Here is a 14,564-nt window from a genome sequence, read left to right as displayed (position 1 = left end):
CCCTCACGCCTCCCACCTGCGGGGGCTTACGCTGGGGTGTGCCCTATAACCGCTTTCCGCGTGCGCTGTTTCCGGCGTTGCTGCTCGCCCTGCCCGTGGCGGGGGCCAGTCCAGCCAGCGACCTGTTCCAGTCGGCCACGCGGCAGGTCGCGCGCGAGTATTACGGCTGGTCCACGGCGGATTTAAAAGCCCTGAGCGAGAAGTACGACGCCCTGCTGCGTGTGCGCTGTTCGGATCAGGGCGAGGCGTGTCCCTATGCCACGGGCCGCGATGTCCTGACCGACCTGTTCAAGGAATTTGGCGACGCCCACACCAATGTCCGTGACCCGGAGGGGGCCGAGCGGCTGCGCGAGGTGACGCAGGATCTGGCCGTTCAGCGCACCGGAGCGCGGCTGGCACGCGCCGAGGGCGGCCTGCTGGTGGTCTCGATCATCCCCGGCAGTCCCGCCGAGGCTGGGGGCCTGCGCGTGTTCGATCTGGTGACCACCGTGAACGGCGCAGCGGCAGGCAAACGCGGCGGCGAGAACGCGCCCATTGGCCCCAACGACTTTATCCGGCTGGAGCGGGCAGCCGAGCCTATCCGTGTGACCGTCCGGCGACCTGCCAGCCCGGAACTGACCCTCAGCCTCAGCACCCAGTCCCTGCTGGCCCGCGACGTGCCTACGTTGGCCTGGACGGGCACAGACGGCAAGGTGGCGGTGATCTCGTATCCCACTTTCCTGCCCAGCGATGCCTCGCAACTGTTTCTGGCCCGGCTGAAGGAAGCGCAGGCGGCAGGGGCGCGCGAGCTGATCGTGGACCTGCGCTACAACGGCGGCGGCAGCCTCACCGAGTGCGTGGCCGCCGCCAGCGTCTTTGCCCCGGTGGAGTACAAATCCCAGACCCGCTATAACGGCAGGCTGTCCACCTACAGCTTTACTGGCGTGAACGGCACGCGCGGCAATTTCCTGAACATGAAGACTGTCCCCCCCGGCAGCGCCGTCTGGAAGGGGCCAGTGGCCGTGCTGGTGGGGCCGAACACCGCCTCCTGCGCCGAGGTCTTCACCTATTACGCACAGCGGGCTGGGGCCATCGCCGTGGGCGAGAAGACGCGCGGTGTGGGCAACAGCGGCGTAGTTTTCGAGCCGCTCCCCGATGGCGGCGTGGTCTCGGTGACGGTCCTGCGCGCCTTCAACGAGAAGGGCGAGGCGTTGCCCGACAGCATCACGCCCGACGTGCTGGCCCCCGGCGACATCGTGGCACTGACCGAACAGGGCCGGGACGTGACGCTGGAAGCGGCCTTACAGGCGTTGGCCACGCGGGCGGCGAAATAAGTCCTGGGGCCTGAACGCCTGAAGCCTGGAAAGTTCCGGCAATCACAAGGTCTTAACTGGGCCTCGTGGGACGCTGGGACGTGCGGGCGGCTGGGGCTGCGGTGGGCCTGGAGCGTATGCTCACTTCCGTGACGGCCCAGTTGTGACGGTTCATTCCTCCCCGGCCCCCCCTGAACGGCAGGTTCGGCTGGCCCTTGCGGGCGTGCTGCTGACCGTGTTCCTGTGGGGCGCAAACGTGGTGGCGCTGAAAGCCGTGCTGGGCGTTCTGAATGCCGAGACCACCAACACCGTGCGGGCGCTGACCGCTGGAACCGTGCTGGTCACGCTGGCCGTCCGCGCCCACGGCTGGCCGCGCTGGGACGCCCGGACCTGGCTGACGGTGGCTGGGGTGGGGCTGCTGGGCAACACGCTGTTTCAGGCATTTTTTCTAACTGGGATCGAGTTGAATCCGGCGGGCGTGGCGGGACTGGTCAACGGGCTGGTGCCCGTGCTGGTGCTACCGCTGGGCCTGTTGCTGGGCCAGGGCTTCACCCGCCGCCAAGGGGCCGGTGTGGCCGTGGCCTTCGCCGGTCTGCTGGGCCTGCTGGCCCTGACGCGCGTGCCGGGGGTGTCGGTCACCCTGACTGGACTGCTGTGGTTGCTGGCCGCCGGGGTGGTGTGGGCGCTGTATACGCTGTTTAATCGTCCATTGTCGGCGCGGCTTGGCGCGCTGCCCTTCGTGGCCTTCAGTCTGGCGCTGGGCAGTGTGCCGTACCTGCTGTACGCCCTGCCGCACCTTCAATTCGCGGGCCTGAAGGAGACGGGCGTGCCAGCAGCGGCGTGGCTGGGCATTGCCTTCAGCGCGCTGGGGGCCAATGTCGTCGCTTATCTGGCCTGGGCAGGCGGCGCGCAGGTCCTGGGGGCGGCCCGCACCAGCGTGTGGCAGGCGCTGGCCCCGGTGATCGCCCTGACCCTCAGCGCCGCGCTGCTGCACGAGCGGTTGCCCGCCAGTGTGTGGGGCATGGCCGCCGTCATTCTGATCGGGGCAACGCTGGCGAACTGGCCGGAATCGGGCGGGGTCAGAAAGCCGGGTGTGGAAAGCAGGATTAATGGGGGCGACGAAAAATCCCCACCCCTTCAATGAGGTGGGGAGGGGAAGGCTCAGCCCACGGTCAACGCGGTCTGGCACCGTCCAGGTACACCGACAACAGTGCCCGCGCTGTGCCCTGCGGATCGGTGGGCGGCGTTCCCGTGACCAGCGGGTAGATCAGGGCCAGAAACGCCCGCGTCAGCATGGGCGGCGGCATGTCGGCGCGCAGTTCACCGCGCGCCGAGGCCGCCTCGAACAGGGCGCTCAGGCCGCCCATCCAGATCCGGCGGTATTCGTTCTCAAAAGTCTTGCGGCGTTCCGGCGAGACGTGCCGCAGTTCTGATGCCAGTTGCAGGCCCACGCGCTGCTCGGGGGCGCTGTCCACCAGTTCGCTGACCAGCGTGTCCAGTTGCGCCGACAGTCCGTTCTGGGCCGAGGCGTGTTCGATCAGCCGCGCAAGACCGGCCAGCGCGCCGTCCAGCATCGCCAGGAACAGCGATTCCTTGTCGGCATAGTGGTGGTACAGCGCGGGTTTGGTCACGCCCACCGCCTCGGCCACCTCGCGCATGGAGACGCCGTGGTAGCCGCTTGCCACGAACAGCCGCGCCGCCTCCTGTCCAATGCGGGTGCGGGTGGTGTCGGGGGGATAGGCAACGGTGGGCGGCAGTGGGACGGTCACGCCCCGCATGATACCCGCCCGCCTGCGACGAAATGAAAAGAGTACCTGATGGGCCGAAGAGGTCCGGCCCGATCAAATGAAAACCCCTCTCCTGCGGCGCTGCTGCGGAGCTGTGCCAATCAGTCTGTTGTACTCAGAGGGGGCCAGGGAGTGCCGCTGGCAGGGCAACCCCAAACCCGTCACCATACGACTCAAAACGAAGAAGACCCGGACACTCTCGCATCCGGGCCTTCCTCAATTCGACTTCAGAACCTCAAGGGGCTTAAGCCTGGGTGTCCTCGGTCTTGGTGTCACTGTTGGCACTGCTGGTGTCGGCAGATTCAGTGTTGGCTGCTTCCGTGCTGGCCGCGTCGTCTTTCTTGTCGCTGCTCAGACCGAACTGCGCGAACAGGTCGGCGTACACGTCGCCCAGCTTGGTGCTGATCTTGCCGCCCTGAGAGGCGTCCTTGGCGTTGTAGTTGTAGTCGGCACCGCCGCCACGTCCACCACGTCCACCGCCGCCTGCGCGTGCGCCGCCGGGTGCGCCGCCGTAACGGTCACTGCGGCTGCCGCCGCCCTGGCTGACGTAATCACGCTGTCCACCAGCACCGCCCGCAGCGGGAGGTGCGCCTCCGCCCAGGAAGCGGCGACGGCTCAGGCTGGCGCGCTGCTCGACGGGATCAATGTTCAGGATCATGGCTTCGATCTCGTCGCCCTTCTTGAACAGGTCCGCCGGGTTGTTGACGCGCGCGGTGTCGAGTTCGCTGATGTGAATCAGGCCCTCGATGCCTTCCTCGATCTCCATGAACACGCCGAAATCGGTCATGCCGGTGATCTTGCCCTTGACGGGGGTGCCGGGTGGGTAGCGGTCAGGCAGGGCACTCCAGGGATCGTCGGTGGTCTGACGGATACCCAGGCTGATGCGGCGGTCCTTGGGGTCGATCCGCAGGATGACGGCTTCAACCTCGTCGCCTTCCTTCATGACCTCGTTGGGATGACGCACGCGCTTGGTCCAGCTCATTTCACTGACGTGGACCAGACCTTCCAGACCAGATTCCAGTTCCACGAAGGCCCCGAAGTTGGTGAGGTTGGTGATCTTGCCCTTGACGCGCTGGCCGACGCTGTAGCGGTCAATCGCACCTTCCCAGGGGTCCTGGGTCAGCGACTTCATGGACAGGTTGATGCGCTCACGGCCCTCGTCCACGTCGATGACCTGAACCTGGACCTTGTCGCCCACCGTAACCACGTCGCGGGGGTGATTGAAGCGCCCGTAGGTCAGCTCGCTGCGGTGAACCAGACCGTCGATGCCGCCGAGGTTGACGAACACGCCGAAATCGGTGATCTCGACCACTTCACCCTCAAACTGCGCGCCGGGTTCCAGTTGGCCGACCGTTTCTTCACGGGCCTTGGCCTTCTGGGCTTCCATGATGGCGCGGTGGCTGATGATCACGCGGTTGCGCTTGCGGTTCAGCTCGATCAGCTTGACCATCAGCGGCTTGGCCACGTAGGGGTCCAGATCGTTGACCCGGCGGGTATCGACCTGGCTTGCGGGCAGGAACGCACGGATGCCCTCGACCTGGGCCACCAGACCGCCGCGCACCTTTTCCAGCACGTCGACCTCGAAAGCCTCGTCGGCCTCCTGCATCTTTTCCAGCACGCGCCAGCCCTTGTCCTGATCGGCCCGTTTCTTGCTCAGGACGATCTGGCTGTTGGACAGGTCCACGCGCACCACGTACGCCTCGATCTGTTCGCCGGGCTTGTACATGGCCTGGGCCTCTTCCAGCGTCATCGGTTCATCGCCAAGCTGGTTGAGGGGAATGATGCCCTCGACCTTCGAGCCGATGTCCACGGCGATGCCTTCCTGGCCGATGAACACGATCTGGCCGTCCACGATGTCCCCGCGCGTGACGCTCTGGGGTTCCTGCGCCTCACTGGCGAGGATGTCCTCCATGGTCATGGCCGGGTATTCGCGTTCCTCAGGAGCAACGGGGGCGCTGCTGGGCTGGGGGGCGGCCTGAACGGCTGGGGCCTGAGCTTCCGGAGTCTGCGCCGCCGGGGCCGGGGCCTCGGAAGTCTGGGCTTCGGGAGCTTGCGCTTCGGGAGCCTGGGCCTCGGTGCTGGTGGTTTCCACGTCACTGGCAGCAGTGGTCATGCCCGCTGCCTGGGTGTCGGTGGCCGTCTCATTGCCCGCCTGGGGCTGAGTCCCGTTTTGTGTCACGGGGGTCTGGGTGTTGTCTTCCATGAACTCCTGTCCTCCTGGGCTGGCAGAACTCCGCCTGACAGCCAGCTTCTGTAAACTGCTGCCGTGCGTCCTTCGGCCTGCTTCCGCTAAAACTTAATTCAGCGGGGGGGAGACACGGGCGCAACGGCGCGGCAACATCTATCAGTGTACCAGAGTCGGCGTGTGGGCAGCAAGCACGCTCTGAACGCGGTCCATTCATTTCTGATGGAACGCTGAAGACGGCCCGCCAGCACGCAGATGCTCCCCGGAGCTTGACGCTTCCCGGCCTGCCCGTTATACTTTCTGTCGCCTTCCCCTAGGGGAAAGCACCCCTATCTCGCTGGGGCATCGTCTAATGGCAGGACAACAGTCTCTGACACTGTCGATCAAGGTTCGAGTCCTTGTGCCCCAACCAGAATGTAGAAAACCTCGTCTCAGGGCGGGGTTTTTTGCTGTCTGGTGCTTTGGTTTAAACTGCTGCAAGATGTAGCGAAGTTGAGTTTACAGGGTGGCTCCCACGGTTTAACCCCTCTGCTTCGCAGCTCTACGAGTCCGCCCCTTCGGGGCACCTCCTCTTAGAAGCGAGGCGAGGAGATTCCTGTTCTGGACGGTCTTCTGCGCTCCCTGGCTCCCTTTTGAGGGAAGCTGGCTGCGAAGCAGACTGGCCGGCACAGCTCCGTAGGAGAGGGGTTTCTTTTTGCCTTCCAGCTCGCTGCACTCTCACCATCGGTCCTCGCGGCATTTCTTTCACCCTCCGGGTTGGCAGCGATTCCAAAGCCCTTCTCTAATACACCTGGGTCTATTACACTCGTGGGCAATGACTCAGCAGACTCCTCCCCAGTGGTACAAGAGCGCCGTCTTCTACGAGCTGTCGGTTCGCACCTTCGCGGACGGCAACGGCGACGGCAAGGGCGACTTTCCGGGCCTGACCGGCAAGCTGGACTACCTGCGGAGCCTGGGTGTGGACTGCCTGTGGTTGCTGCCCTTTTACCCCAGCCCGCTGCGTGACGACGGTTATGACGTGGCCGACTACACGGGGATTCACCCGGACCTGGGCAGCATGGAGGACTTCCAGTTCTTCCTGACCCAGGCGCACTCGCGCGGGCTGCGGGTGATCGCTGATCTGGTGACCAACCACACCTCCGCCGAGCATCCCTGGTTCCAGGCGGCGCGGCGTGGCCCCACCCTGCCCGACGGCAGCCCCAACGAGTACCACGACTACTACGTCTGGAGCGACACCGCCACCGAGTACGCCGGGGCGCGCATCATCTTCACCGACACCGAGACCAGCAACTGGACCCGCGACGAGGTCTGCGGGCGCTACTACTGGCACCGTTTCTTCTCTCACCAGCCGGATTTGAATTTTGATAATCCCAAGGTCATTGAGGAGATTCTGAATGCCGGGCGGTTCTGGCTCAACACGGGTCTGGACGGCTTCCGGGTGGACGCCGTGCCGTACCTGATCGAGCGCGAGGATACCAACTGCGAGAACCTGCCCGAGACGCACGAGATTCTGAAGAAGATGCGCCGCATGGTGGACACCGAATACCCTGGCAGGCTGCTGCTGGCCGAGGCCAACCAGTGGCCCGAGGACGTGGCCGAGTACTTCGGGACCGAGGAAGACCCGGAATTCCACATGTGTTTCAACTTCCCGGTGATGCCCCGCCTGTACATGAGCCTCAAGAAAGAGGACACCACCAGCATCCGCGAGATCATGGGGCGTATGCCGGAAATCCCATCGTTTGGGCAATGGGCCACCTTCCTGCGCAACCACGACGAACTGACGCTGGAAATGGTGGACGACGACGAGCGCGCGTTCATGTACGCGGCGTACTCGCCCGACACGCGCATGCGGATCAACGTGGGCATCCGCCGCCGTCTGGCCCCGCTGCTGAACAATGAGCGCCGCCGCATCGAGCTGCTGAACAGCGTGCTACTGGCCCTGCCCGGCAGCCCAATTTTGTACTACGGCGACGAGATCGGCATGGGCGACGATCTGGGTCTGGCAGACCGCAACGGCGTGCGGACCCCGATGCAGTGGAACGCGGGCATCAGCGGCGGCTTTTCCACCGCCTGGCCGTCCGACTGCTTTTTCCCCCCCATCAGCGATCCGGTCTACGGCTACCAGCGTGTCAACGTGCAGTCCCAGGAACGCGATCCGGGCAGCCTGCTCCAGTGGACCTCCCGCCAGCTCGAGTCCCGCCGTCAGCACCCGGCCTTTGCCCACGGCGACCTGAAATTCGTGGACACCGACAACAACTCTATTCTGGCTTTCACCCGCAGTCACGACAACGAAACGCTGCTGATCGTCTGCAATTTTGGGGCCAACGCCCAGGCCGCCACCCTTGACCTGAGCGAGTACGTGGGCCGCACGCCCGTCACGCTGTCCGGCGCGAGTCCCTTCCCGCCTGTGACCGATGGGCCGTACACGGTCATCATGGGCCGTCACGACTACTACTGGCTGCGACTGAACTGAGCGCGCCCCAACCGCAACTCCGCTCTCGGAATCGAGTTCAGGGTATTTCAAGCACAAAAAAGCAGATGGCGCGGGTCTCCCCAGCCATCTGCTTTTTACTGATTGTCGTCTGCGCTCAGGGGTAAAGTCCCCGTAGCGCCCGCGCTTCCAGCACCCGCGTGCAGGACACGATGTAGACGGCGGTCCGCAGCGTCACGTTGTGCTGCTCCTTCACGGCCCACAGGCTCAGGAACGCCTCGGTCATGATCCGGTCCAGCCGTTTGTTGATCTCTTCCTCGGTCCAGAAGAACGAGCTGAAGTCCTGCACCCACTCGAAGTAACTGACGGTCACGCCCCCGGCGTTCGCCAGTACGTCGGGCACGATGGTCACGCCCTTTTCGGTCAACAGATCGTCGGCGGCGGGGTTGGTGGGGCCGTTCGCGCCCTCCACGATCAGTCGGGCCTTGATCTTGTCGGCGTTCGCCAGCGTGATCTGGTTTTCCAGCGCGGCGGGAATCAGCACGTCACAGTCCACGCTCCAGAACTCGTCTTTCTGGATTTCCTCGCTGCCGGGCAGTTCGGTGATCTTGCCAGTGCGGCGCAGATGTTCCAGCGCGGCGGCGGGGTCAATTCCGGCCTCGCTGTGGATGGTGCCGGTCACGTCCTGAATCGCCACGATCTTCGCGCCGTGATCGTGGAAGATGCGCGAGGCCGCTTCCCCCACGTTGCCGAAGCCCTGAATGGCAATTCGCGCGCCTTCCAGCGGCAGCCCCAGTTTCTTCAGGGCCTCTGCCCCGGTGATGAACACGCCGCGCCCGGTGGCGTCCGCGCGGCCCAGCGAGCCGCCCAGCGCAACGGGCTTGCCGGTCACGACCCCCGTGGAGGTGCGGCCCACGTTCATCGAGTAGGTGTCCATGATCCACGCCATCGTCTGCGGATTGGTGTTTACGTCGGGGGCGGGAATGTCTTTTTCCGGCCCGATGATCAGCCCGATCTCGGTGGCGTAACGGCGGGTCACGCGCTCGATTTCCCCGGTGCTGTACTTGCGCGGATCGATGCGTACGCCGCCCTTGCCGCCGCCGTAGGGCAGGTTGACGGCAGCGTTCTTGATGGTCATCCATGCAGACAGCGCCATCACTTCGCTTAAAGTCACGTCCTGGTGGTAGCGGATGCCGCCCTTGGCCGGGCCGCGTGAGGTGTTGTGCTGCACGCGGTAGCCCTCGAAATGCGCCACGGTGCCGTCATCCAGATGAACCGGGATGTCCACCACCAGAATGCGTTTGGGCCGCTTGAGGGTCTCTACCCAGTACGCCAGCTTGCCCAGGTACGGCGTGACCCGCTCCACCTGCTCCAGATAGATTTCATACGGCCCGATGTGGTTGGGGTCCAGGTAGCTGGGAATGTCGTGCGCGCCGTATTTCTTCTGCTTGACGTGTTCGGGTTCCTGGGTGGCGGTCATGCGGAGGCTCCTTTTTGGGGGTGCGGGATGAGGGCTGTGGACTGTGCAAGAGGAAGATGGGAGGTCTGGCGAAGGCTTTCTGCCCTCTGCCTGAAGCTCATGGGTACACCCCGCGCATCACGGTGGCGTTGTGCAGGCGGTTCAGGGCCACGGCGTAGGCGGCGGTCCGCAGATCGATGTCGCGGGTCCGCATGAACTCCATCACGGTATCCAGGGCGGCGTTCACACGCTCGTCGATGGCGGCCTCGATCTCTTCTTCGGTCCAGAAGAAGTTGCTGGCGTCCTGGACCCATTCCAGGTAGTTGACGACTGCCCCGCCCAGACTGGCCACCAGATCGGGCAGCACGGTCACGCCGCGTCCCTTGAGAAAGCGTTCGGCCTCGGGCAGCACGGCGCGGTTGGTGGCCTCTACCAGATAGTCGGCGCGCACCGCGTGGGCGTTGCTGGCGTTGATGGCCCCGTAATCGTAGGCCAGCATCAGCACGTCCACATCCAGCTCCAGCAGCTCTTCCACGGTGATGTCGGTGGCGAAGCCCTGCACGGTGCCAAACAGCTCGCGGTGCTGCGACAGGGCCTCCAGATCGAGGCCGCCGCTGGCAAACGTCGCGCCGCTCTGGTCACTGACGGCGATCACCATCGCGCCCTCGGCGGCCAGGGTCTGCGCGGCCTTGCGGCCCACGTCGCCAAAGCCGTAGACGGCGCACGGAGCGCGGTTCAGACTGCGCCCGGCCTCTTTCAACACGCGGGCGGTGACCAGGGCGGCGCTGCGGCCCCGCGCGTCCTTGCTGGCGTAACTGCCGCCCAGTGGCAGCGGTTTGCCCACCACCATCCCGTTGACCGTGGTGTCGGTGTTCTGGTTGTAGGTGTCCATGATCCAGGCCATCATCTGCGCGTCGCTGCCCACGTCGGGGGCCAGGATGTCCTTGCGCGGCCCGATCAGCTCCACGATTTCAGAGGTGTAGCGGCGCACCAGGCCCTCGGTCTCGTGCGGGCTGAGGGTGGCCGGGTCCACGTCCACGCCGCCCTTCGCGCCGCCGAGGGGCAGATCGGCCACCGCCGCCTTGAGGGTCATGATCGCGGCCAGCACCTCGCATTCGTGGGCGTTCAGGCCCTCCTTGAGGCGCATGCCGCCCATGCTGGGGCCGCGCGCGGTGCTGTGGACGGTGCGGAAGCCCTTGAACACCCGCACCGTGCCGTCGTCCATCTGCACCGGCAGGTTCATGCTCACAGTGCGTTTGGGGTACTTGAAATAGGCCAGTGACCCGTCGGTCACGTCGCAGTGGGGCAGCGCCTGCTGAAGCTGCTCCATGAGGCCCTGCCAGTTGAGTCCTGATGCCCGCATTTAGAGTTCTCCTTTGTGGGATGGGGTGAATGGTGGGGTGGGGTGGGGTGGGGTGACCAGTGAACAGGGGTGGAACCGAAGCATAGACGCAGGTGCCAGACCGGATGTCTGGACCGTGTCCACACTGCCCGGATGGTCTGCTTTGGAGCATACACACATAGACAACGCCCCGGTCATCACCGGACCGACTCGTGCAGTGGGCCTGGCCCAGGAAATGTTGTGCCCCTGTTCTAACGCCGCCCATGCGGCCCGTCAAGCCGAGAACATGAGGCCAGGACAAAGAGAAGAGCTGAAGCGTTTCCAGTTCCCATGCCGCGAGAGACGGTCCAGAAGACCTGTCGATTGAAAAGTCAGCCTTGGTGCGCTGTCCGCTCAGGCAGGACGACGAGGCGGCTCAGCGCGCCCGTTCGATCTCGCGGCGAGCCAAATCTTCCAGGGCGTGCCGCGCCTCGGAGGCAGGAAAGGCTTGCAGGGCAGCAGCAGCCAGAGCGGCGCGGCGGCGGATTTCCTCGCGGGTCCGCGTGAATGCGCCCGTCTCCAGCGCCAGCTCACGTACGCGGTCCACATCGCCGTCACGCGCGGCGCGGCGTTCCAGGATGCGGCGTACCTCGGCCCCGTGCGGCCCGTCCAGCAGCAGCAGGGACGGGTAGGTGGCCTTGCCCTCGCGCAGGTCGCCGCCCACGGGCTTGCCGATCTGTGCCTCGGTTCCGGCCAGGTCCAGCAGATCGTCCTGCATCTGAAAGGCCAGCCCATACTCGCGCCCGAAGATGCACAGCGCCTCGTGCGCGCCCTCACCCGCTCCCAGCAGCGTGGCCGGGGCGCTGGCGGCCAGCTCGGTCAGGGCCGCCGTCTTGCCGTGGATCACGGTCAGGTAATGCGCCAGATCGTATTCCTGGTAGGCCGCCACCTGAAATTGCAGCACCTCGCCCTCGCAGATGACACTGGCCGTCTCGCCAAAGGCGCGGGTCAGCGCCGGGCCGCCGCTCATGCCCGAGAGCAGAGTCAGCAGCCGCGCCAGCATGAAATCGCCGCTCATCACGCTGACCACGTTGCCGAAACGCCGGAAGGCGGACTGCTGCCCGCGCCGGGTGTCGGCGTCGTCAATCAGGTCGTCGTGCAGCAGCGAGGCCGAGTGCAGCAGTTCCACGCACACCGCCAGGTCCAGCACGGCGTCCCAGCCGGGGCGGGTGGGCGAGGCCCCCAGCATCTGCGCCGAGAGCAGCGCCAGCAGGGGCCGGATGCGCTTGCCCCCCGCCGCCACCAGATCGTCACCGATCAACTCGATAAATTCCACGCGCGAACGCAGCACCGCTTTCAGACGCGTCTCGAAAGTCGCATCTGGAACGCTCAGGGCCAGCACGCCGGTCATGGCCCACAGTATATGAGGGGGCGGGGGGGCAAAACGTACCGGAAAGCGCAGGGTGGGGGATGCGCCCGCAGTCCCGCGTGCCCGGACCTAAAGGATCGTTTCTTCTCTGTCCCTCCCTTTTCTGCGCTGTACGTGGTAAAAATGCAGGCATGGAAAGCGTCGTTGCCCTCTTTCGTGAGCCGGATCAGGCCAAGGTCGTTCTGGAAGCCCTGAAATCCCGTGGTTTTGAACGCGATCATCTGGGCTTTGCCCTGAACGACGCTGTGGCCGAAGAGGAGCTGGCGCAGTCCACGGGGGTCAGCCCGGAAGAGGGCGCGCCCGCCGGATCGGCAGCCGTCATCCGGGGCGCAGTGGTGGGGACACTGGCGAGTCTGGTGCTGACCGTCCCGATCTGGCTGCTGATCCTGGTGTTCCCGGTCACCCGCATCTATCAGGAGGGCGGCCTGCTGGGCATCATGTACGGCGCTATCGGCGGCCTGACGCTGGGCGGCATGTTCGGCGCGCTGTCGGGCAGTGACAGCGGCGATTACGTGACCCTGCTGCGCCGCATGGGCGTGCCCCCGGTACAGGCCGAGCGCTTCAACGCTGGCCTCGGCGACGGCCACGTCATTGTGATCGCCCGTGACCCCAGCAGCGCCCGCGCCGACGAGGCCCTGAGCCTGATGCGCCAGCACGGGGCCATCAAGCTGGACGACGCGGTGGGCAAGGGCCGTCTCCAGAGCGAACGGACCGGCCAGAACGGCAACTGAGCGCAGGAAACAGAGTTGAGAAGAGGCGGGGCGGTGGGGGAGACCCTAGCGCCCCGCCTCCCTTGCTGCGTCCCCTGCTGTCACTGTGTGGCCCGCCAGCCGCGCCAGTTCTGCCACATCACAGACCCGCACCGTGCGGCGTTCCAGCACGATCAGGCCCAGCCGATAGAACTCGCCCAGCTTGCGGCTGATGATTTCCGGCACGGTGCCCAGCAGCGCGGCCAGTTCCGAATTGGTGGGCAGCGCGTGCGGTGTTTCGGCGGCGTGCTCCAGCAGGTAGGCGGCCAGCCGTTCGCCCAGTTCACTGAACACCAGACTGTCCAGCCGTCCCAGCAACTCGGCCTGTCGCCGCGCAAAATAGGCGATCACCGCCTGCGCCAGCGTCGGCGTGTTGAACACGGCCTGCCGCACGGCTTCCACCGGCAGGGCCAGCACCTCGGTGGGACTCTGGAGGGCCTGGGCGTGCGCTGGGTAGACCGCCCGACTCTGGAAGGCGGCGATACCGGCCACCAGTTGACGCGGTCCCTCCACATGCAGGGTCAGCTCGCGCCGTCCGCCGCGCGCCAGCCGGTAGACCCGCACGCTGCCACTGGCGACGACATACAGCGCTTCCACGGGCTGCCCGGCCTGAAACAGGTGTTGCCCACGCATCAGCCCTAAGAAGTGGCCCCGTTCGGCCAGCGGCGACAGATCGGCCTCCTGCGCGCCCTGAAAGATGGGGGCGTGACGCAGGAGGGCCAGGGCGCGTTCGGGAGTCACAGGGGTCTATGCTGCCATGCTTTACCCGCCCAGCAGCGTCACTAGCACCTGTCCCGGCTGAAGGGCCAGCAGACTGATCTGTTCGTTGCCATCATGGACCGCCACCTCGCCCGCCTTCAGCGTCTGCGTGGTCTGCGCCCTGACCTCAATCTCGCCCGACAGGACGGTAAGAATGGCCTGCGCGCCGGGATGGCGGTGGGGCGGGATGCCCTGCCCGGCCTCCAGCGTGAACAGCAGTGACCGTCCGTGCGGGGTGGCGGTCAGCACCTGCGGAGGTGCGGCGCGCTGAATGTCTGTGTGTTTGGTGTCTGTGTGTTCGGTGGTCATGATTTTTCTCCCTGTAAAGCGGCTCCGGCCAGTGCGAAGCGTTGCAGCGATACCCGCATGCGTGACGCCATCACCAGCAGGGCCTGTGCTTCTGATGGACCGAGGTGTTCGGCCAGTGCCGTTTCCCACAGAGCCAGCCAGCGGTCAAAGTGGGCTGCCTCTGCGCCGAGATTGCTGTGGGCCGGGCCGGGCTGCCCCCGGTAGGCGCTGGGGCCGCCCGTGACGGCCCGCCAGAAGCCCTCCAGCCGCGCGATATGCACCGGCCACCCGGCCCCTGGAAATGGCCCGATGCGTTGCCTGAAGATCGGCCCCAGCACCTCGTCCTTCACAACTACGGCGTAAAAGCCCCACAGCAGCGCCCGCAGACGTTCCTCCCCAATGCGAGAGAACAGCGTGTCTCCCTCGGCGGTCAACAGCAGCGGTCCAGATGAAGGCACGGTCACGCGGCCCCCACGGCGGCGACGCACAGCAGCACGCTGGCTCCCAGCGTCACGTTGGTGATCCAGCCGGGCACGGTTGCGCCCGCCACCGAGGCCCGGCGGACATGCAGGGCCACCGTCCCGCCGATCAGCGCCAGCAGCAGCAATTCCGCCCACAACACCGGGGCCGCGCCGCCCGTGAAGATCATGACCAGCGCCACCCCACCCAGCACGGCGGTCAGCGGGCCATTCACCCGCGCGTAATGCCGCCCCACCAGTCGGCGGTGGCTGCGGCGCACCTCCGCATCCGGGAACAGTTCGGTAAACGCCGGGCTGACCACGAAGGTGGTGAACAGGTACATGCCCACCCACAGGCCCACCAGCAGGATGTTGAGGCCGGACAACAATGCAAGTGCCGTCATGG

General features: G+C 65.8%; 13 protein-coding genes and 1 tRNA gene. 5 read left to right on the top strand and 9 right to left on the bottom strand.

All coding sequences use genetic code 11. The annotated features are described in order from the left end of the window. Nucleotides 1-38 precede the first annotated feature (38 nt). Both Q319_RS0103700 and Q319_RS0103695 read left to right on the top strand, forming a co-directional pair. On the top strand, nucleotides 39-1,313 hold the full coding sequence (locus tag Q319_RS0103700; RefSeq protein ID WP_081845873.1) for a S41 family peptidase: 1,275 nt from the start codon (nucleotides 39-41) through the stop codon (nucleotides 1,311-1,313). Nucleotides 1,314-1,455: 142 nt separating this feature from the next. Further along, nucleotides 1,456-2,436 carry a DMT family transporter gene (locus Q319_RS0103695; RefSeq protein ID WP_245618945.1) on the top strand — a complete coding sequence of 327 codons (981 nt, stop codon included), beginning with the start codon at nucleotides 1,456-1,458 and terminating at the stop codon, nucleotides 2,434-2,436. 28 nt (nucleotides 2,437-2,464) lie between these two features. On the opposite strand, the gene Q319_RS0103690 is transcribed toward Q319_RS0103695, so the two are convergent. Continuing rightward, entirely contained in the window at nucleotides 2,465-3,070 is a 606-nt protein-coding gene (locus tag Q319_RS0103690) for a TetR/AcrR family transcriptional regulator (protein WP_029480623.1), read from the bottom strand. 253 nt (nucleotides 3,071-3,323) lie between these two features. Continuing rightward, complete coding sequence (locus Q319_RS0103685; protein ID WP_034413612.1) at nucleotides 3,324-5,282, bottom strand: 30S ribosomal protein S1; 1,959 nt, start codon at nucleotides 5,280-5,282, stop codon at nucleotides 3,324-3,326. A 320-nt stretch (nucleotides 5,283-5,602) separates the two neighbouring features. Between Q319_RS0103685 and Q319_RS0103680 the strand changes: the two genes are divergently transcribed. After that, nucleotides 5,603-5,676: transfer RNA gene (locus Q319_RS0103680), tRNA-Gln, on the top strand. 402 nt (nucleotides 5,677-6,078) lie between these two features. Further along, a complete protein-coding gene (gene treS / locus Q319_RS0103675; protein WP_029480620.1) occupies nucleotides 6,079-7,737 on the top strand; it encodes a maltose alpha-D-glucosyltransferase in 1,659 nt (552 codons plus the stop codon). A gap of 115 nt (nucleotides 7,738-7,852) precedes the next feature. On the opposite strand, the gene Q319_RS0103670 is transcribed toward treS, so the two are convergent. From Q319_RS0103670 to Q319_RS0103660, 3 genes are all read right to left on the bottom strand, one after another. Beyond that, a complete protein-coding gene (locus Q319_RS0103670) occupies nucleotides 7,853-9,175 on the bottom strand; it encodes a Glu/Leu/Phe/Val family dehydrogenase (RefSeq protein WP_029480618.1) in 1,323 nt (440 codons plus the stop codon). Nucleotides 9,176-9,272: 97 nt separating this feature from the next. Then, the gene (locus Q319_RS0103665; protein WP_029480617.1) at nucleotides 9,273-10,517 is read right to left on the bottom strand and encodes a Glu/Leu/Phe/Val family dehydrogenase; all 1,245 of its coding nucleotides are present in this window, start codon (nucleotides 10,515-10,517) and stop codon (nucleotides 9,273-9,275) included. A gap of 394 nt (nucleotides 10,518-10,911) precedes the next feature. Then, a complete protein-coding gene (locus tag Q319_RS0103660) occupies nucleotides 10,912-11,886 on the bottom strand; it encodes a polyprenyl synthetase family protein (protein ID WP_029480616.1) in 975 nt (324 codons plus the stop codon). A 149-nt stretch (nucleotides 11,887-12,035) separates the two neighbouring features. Here Q319_RS0103660 and Q319_RS0103655 point away from each other — a divergent pair, with 149 nt between their 5' ends. Beyond that, a complete protein-coding gene (locus tag Q319_RS0103655; RefSeq protein ID WP_029480615.1) occupies nucleotides 12,036-12,635 on the top strand; it encodes a hypothetical protein in 600 nt (199 codons plus the stop codon). A 45-nt stretch (nucleotides 12,636-12,680) separates the two neighbouring features. On the opposite strand, the gene Q319_RS0103650 is transcribed toward Q319_RS0103655, so the two are convergent. The 4 genes from Q319_RS0103650 to Q319_RS0103635 are packed head-to-tail and all read right to left on the bottom strand — an operon-like array spanning nucleotide 12,681 to nucleotide 14,562. Continuing rightward, a complete protein-coding gene (locus Q319_RS0103650; RefSeq protein ID WP_051655077.1) occupies nucleotides 12,681-13,394 on the bottom strand; it encodes a Crp/Fnr family transcriptional regulator in 714 nt (237 codons plus the stop codon). Nucleotides 13,395-13,415: 21 nt separating this feature from the next. Beyond that, nucleotides 13,416-13,721 carry a cupin domain-containing protein gene (locus Q319_RS25330; RefSeq protein WP_051655076.1) on the bottom strand — a complete coding sequence of 102 codons (306 nt, stop codon included), beginning with the start codon at nucleotides 13,719-13,721 and terminating at the stop codon, nucleotides 13,416-13,418. Next, complete coding sequence (locus Q319_RS0103640; RefSeq protein WP_051655081.1) at nucleotides 13,718-14,164, bottom strand: group III truncated hemoglobin; 447 nt, start codon at nucleotides 14,162-14,164, stop codon at nucleotides 13,718-13,720. The genes Q319_RS25330 and Q319_RS0103640 overlap by 4 nt, the downstream gene beginning before the upstream one ends. Beyond that, entirely contained in the window at nucleotides 14,161-14,562 is a 402-nt protein-coding gene (locus Q319_RS0103635; protein ID WP_029480608.1) for a DUF4149 domain-containing protein, read from the bottom strand. The genes Q319_RS0103640 and Q319_RS0103635 overlap by 4 nt, the downstream gene beginning before the upstream one ends. Between the last annotated feature and the right edge of the window lie 2 nt (nucleotides 14,563-14,564).

The organism is Deinococcus marmoris DSM 12784 (genome assembly GCF_000701405.1).
GTDB lineage: Bacteria > Deinococcota > Deinococci > Deinococcales > Deinococcaceae > Deinococcus > Deinococcus marmoris.
Note: the sequence above shows the minus strand (reverse complement) of the source record. Positions and strands in the feature narration are given on the sequence as shown.

What these genes read in the sequence shown, in the direction of transcription:
- treS (WP_029480620.1), top strand. Translation starts at nt 6,079, where the DNA reads ATGACTCAGCAGACTCCTCCCCAGTGGTACAAGAGCGCCGTCTTCTAC.
- Q319_RS0103655 (WP_029480615.1), top strand. Translation starts at nt 12,036, where the DNA reads ATGGAAAGCGTCGTTGCCCTCTTTCGTGAGCCGGATCAGGCCAAGGTC.
- Q319_RS0103685 (WP_034413612.1), bottom strand. Translation starts at nt 5,282, where the DNA reads ATGGAAGACAACACCCAGACCCCCGTGACACAAAACGGGACTCAGCCC.
- Q319_RS0103665 (WP_029480617.1), bottom strand. Translation starts at nt 10,517, where the DNA reads ATGCGGGCATCAGGACTCAACTGGCAGGGCCTCATGGAGCAGCTTCAG.
- Q319_RS0103670 (WP_029480618.1), bottom strand. Translation starts at nt 9,175, where the DNA reads ATGACCGCCACCCAGGAACCCGAACACGTCAAGCAGAAGAAATACGGC.
- Q319_RS0103690 (WP_029480623.1), bottom strand. Translation starts at nt 3,070, where the DNA reads ATGCGGGGCGTGACCGTCCCACTGCCGCCCACCGTTGCCTATCCCCCC.
- Q319_RS0103635 (WP_029480608.1), bottom strand. Translation starts at nt 14,562, where the DNA reads ATGACGGCACTTGCATTGTTGTCCGGCCTCAACATCCTGCTGGTGGGC.
- Q319_RS25330 (WP_051655076.1), bottom strand. Translation starts at nt 13,721, where the DNA reads ATGACCACCGAACACACAGACACCAAACACACAGACATTCAGCGCGCC.
- Q319_RS0103660 (WP_029480616.1), bottom strand. Translation starts at nt 11,886, where the DNA reads ATGACCGGCGTGCTGGCCCTGAGCGTTCCAGATGCGACTTTCGAGACG.